Annotated in this window: 3 protein-coding genes; all 3 read right to left on the bottom strand. The window is 44.2% G+C overall.

Annotated features, from left to right (window positions below; all coding sequences use genetic code 11):
- On the bottom strand, nucleotides 1–955 hold a 955-nt coding region (locus tag E2K52_RS13970), incomplete at its 3' end, for a DEAD/DEAH box helicase (RefSeq protein ID WP_151205621.1).
- A 526-nt stretch (nucleotides 956–1,481) separates the two neighbouring features.
- Complete coding sequence (locus E2K52_RS13965) at nucleotides 1,482–2,312, bottom strand: inositol monophosphatase family protein (protein WP_151205620.1); 831 nt, start codon at nucleotides 2,310–2,312, stop codon at nucleotides 1,482–1,484.
- A gap of 114 nt (nucleotides 2,313–2,426) precedes the next feature.
- Nucleotides 2,427–2,924, bottom strand: a 498-nt coding sequence (locus tag E2K52_RS13960; RefSeq protein WP_319922809.1) for a transketolase C-terminal domain-containing protein, incomplete at its 5' end; no start/stop codon positions are given.

The following is a 2,924-nucleotide window of genomic DNA, read 5'->3' as shown; positions in this document are numbered from 1 at the left end:
CTAGACCACGAGCAGCAACATCAGTCGCTACTAAAATCTTGGCACGACCTTCACGGATGCTGCGTAAACGACGGTTACGAACAGTTTGCGGCATGGCACCGTGTAGTGCAACAACTGACAGACCTGCTTCAGAAAGCTCTTCAGCCAGCATGTCGGTGTCTTCTTGAGTTGATGCAAATACCACAGCCTGGTCTACATCTTCTTCGCTTAACCAATGTGTTAACAGTTTTTTCTTATGCTCGAAACCATCAGTCCAGTGTAAAGTCTGGGTGATATCTGTATTTGTTGAGTGACCAGTTTCAATCGCAATACGCTCTGGATCATTCATCATACGTTCAGCAAGCGTGATAATACGTGGAGCAAATGTTGCAGAGAACATTAAGGTCTGCTCACGATTTCCAGCCAAATCACCAATTGCTTCCAGATCTTCAGAGAAGCCCAGATCCAGCATACGGTCTGCTTCGTCTACGATCAAAGCATTTACTTTATCGAGTTTGAGCTGACGACGGTTAACAAGATCCAGTAAACGACCTGGGGTTGCAACAACCACTTGTGCGCCTTTTAACTGCTGGATTTGTTTACCAAATGGCATGCCACCCATGATTGCAGCAATACGCACACCTTTCATGTGACGTACAAGTGCAATGGCATCCTGACTCACCTGTTGAGCCAATTCACGTGTAGGACAAAGAACCAGAATTGAAGGCTGAGTGATCGCTTTCATACGTTCTTTGAATGGTACAAAGGTATCTTCGTTTGCAAGTGCGTTCAACGTTGGAAGAAGGAACGCTGCTGTCTTACCCGAACCTGTCTGGCTAGATACCAAAAGATCTTTGCCTTCAAGTGCAGCGGGAATAGATTGTTCTTGTACAGAAGTCGGAGCAGTAAAGCCTAAACCTTGTAGAGCTTGTTGTAACGATTCGTGTAAAGAAAATTCAGCAAAAGTTTTGCTCATAGAGTATTTCACCCGAAAATAGGGTGCTCCATTAAAAATAAAGTCAAATGGACATCGACAAAAAGCGGCACAGCAATAAACACTGAAAAAGAGATGATTCAGCGGCGATCCGAGTAACGACGATGTGATATAACGCACGCATGATTAAGCATAACCTGAAGGAATCGCTTTAGCGATTGGGGCGCGAGATATCGTCCTCTCTTTGGACCGCACGCGCATACACAATGATAAGAAGAGAAATGTTCAGGTAACGAACAGAAATTAAGTGCGTGCCAAGATTATAGCAGGATAATTTATAAAGTCATCCGCTTTTCGTATTATTTTGTTTAACCGTCAATTTTTTCATCATTTTCCGAAACTTAGCTCAGGTGAAAAAAGCAGCTTATTCTCCATTTGGTCAATTTTCCCTAAACTCTTATGACTAAACAGATGAATCAAAAGTGCTTTAGAAGCAATCTCAAATGAATAATTTGCAAGAAAAAAGGCATCCCGAAAGATACCTTTTTTCATATTCGATTAAAGCCGATTATTTGGCTGCTTCACCCCAAGCAGGAACAACTGCTTGCATTAACGGTTTAAGCATCTTCATTGAGCAAGCCAAAACCTGACCATTTTCCATAGAGTCGCTACCGCCACGTGCATCCACCACAGTACCGCCCGCTTCTTTCACAATCAGCTCACCTGCTGCAATATCCCAAGGTTTCAAGCCAAGCTCGAAATACCCATCAAGACGGCCAGCCGCTACATAAGCCAGATCCAGTGCCGCAGAACCTGCACGGCGGTATTGAGCACCCGCTTCGGTCACATTTAACAATGATTCAAAATGGTTCTTGGCATAAGACACAACTTCACCATTACGTTTGGCACGGTAAGCATGACCTACGGCCAAGAAAGTATTATTCAGACTGTCTTTTATATTGACACGGATACGGCGCTGATTCAGCATTGCACCGCGACCACGGCTTGCAGAGAACAACTCATCTTTTACCGGATCATAAATTACGCCGTGCTGAGTCACGCCTTTGTGCTGAACTGCAATAGAAATACAGAAATGCGGAAAACCGTTGATAAAGTTAAGTGTGCCATCCAGCGGATCAATCACCCAACACCAGTCAGCGTCATGACCTTTACCTTCCTGATAGCCAAATTCTTCACCAAGGAAACTGTGATTTTTATAGCTTTTACGTAGAGTATCGATAGTCAACTGTTCCAGATAACGGTCTACACGCGTTACCGGACCATCAATGCCTTTTTCTTCGACTTGCAGATCGAGTTTATGACGATTCTGATGCGCTTTTAAAAGCTCTTGACCAACTAATTGAGCCGCACGCGCAGCCATCACCACCATAGGTTCCATTGAACACCCACTACAAATTTGAAGATATTGATAAAGAATAATGCATAAAAGCCCGCATATTTTAGCAAATATTCGGGCTTTTTGGGAAAAAATGTGTCTAAAGTTTTTAAATACTTAGGATAGAACGCTTTGTGCCAGTTTAGACCAGGCCTGAGCAATGGATTTTTCAATACCTTGTGCATCAAGTCCAGCTTGTTGCAACATCTGGCTATGTGTTGCCTGTGCCATAAAGGTATCGTCCAGCCCCAGATTTAACATTGGCTTCACGATCTGTGCTTCAGCCAAATATTCATTGACCGCACTACCAGCACCGCCCATGATCGCATGCTCTTCGACAGTAACAAATAAACTGGTGGAGTGTGCAAGCTGATCCAGCATACTGGTATCTAAAGGCTTAATGAAACGCATATTGATGACACGTACGCCAACTTCATAGCGACTGGCAAAAGCCTGAGCTGCTTCTACGGCTGCCTGGACCCGACTACCGAAAGCCAGAATTGAAATATGCTCATCAGATTGCTCGTTCAGGCTGAGCAAAGCCTCTGCCTGACCAATCGGCATCTCGACCATAGTTCGCTGAATTTCAACACCCAGTCCATTACCACGTGGATA

Origin of the sequence: Acinetobacter sp. RF14B (assembly GCF_006864105.1) — a bacterium.
GTDB classification, from domain to species: domain Bacteria; phylum Pseudomonadota; class Gammaproteobacteria; order Pseudomonadales; family Moraxellaceae; genus Acinetobacter; species Acinetobacter lwoffii_C.
The sequence above is the reverse complement of the archived record's forward strand: the minus strand, read 5'-3'. Positions and strand labels throughout refer to the sequence as shown.

Excerpts from the sequence above, each read along its gene's own strand:
- E2K52_RS13965 (WP_151205620.1), bottom strand. The coding sequence starts at position 2,312 with ATGGAACCTATGGTGGTGATGGCTGCGCGTGCGGCTCAATTAGTTGGT.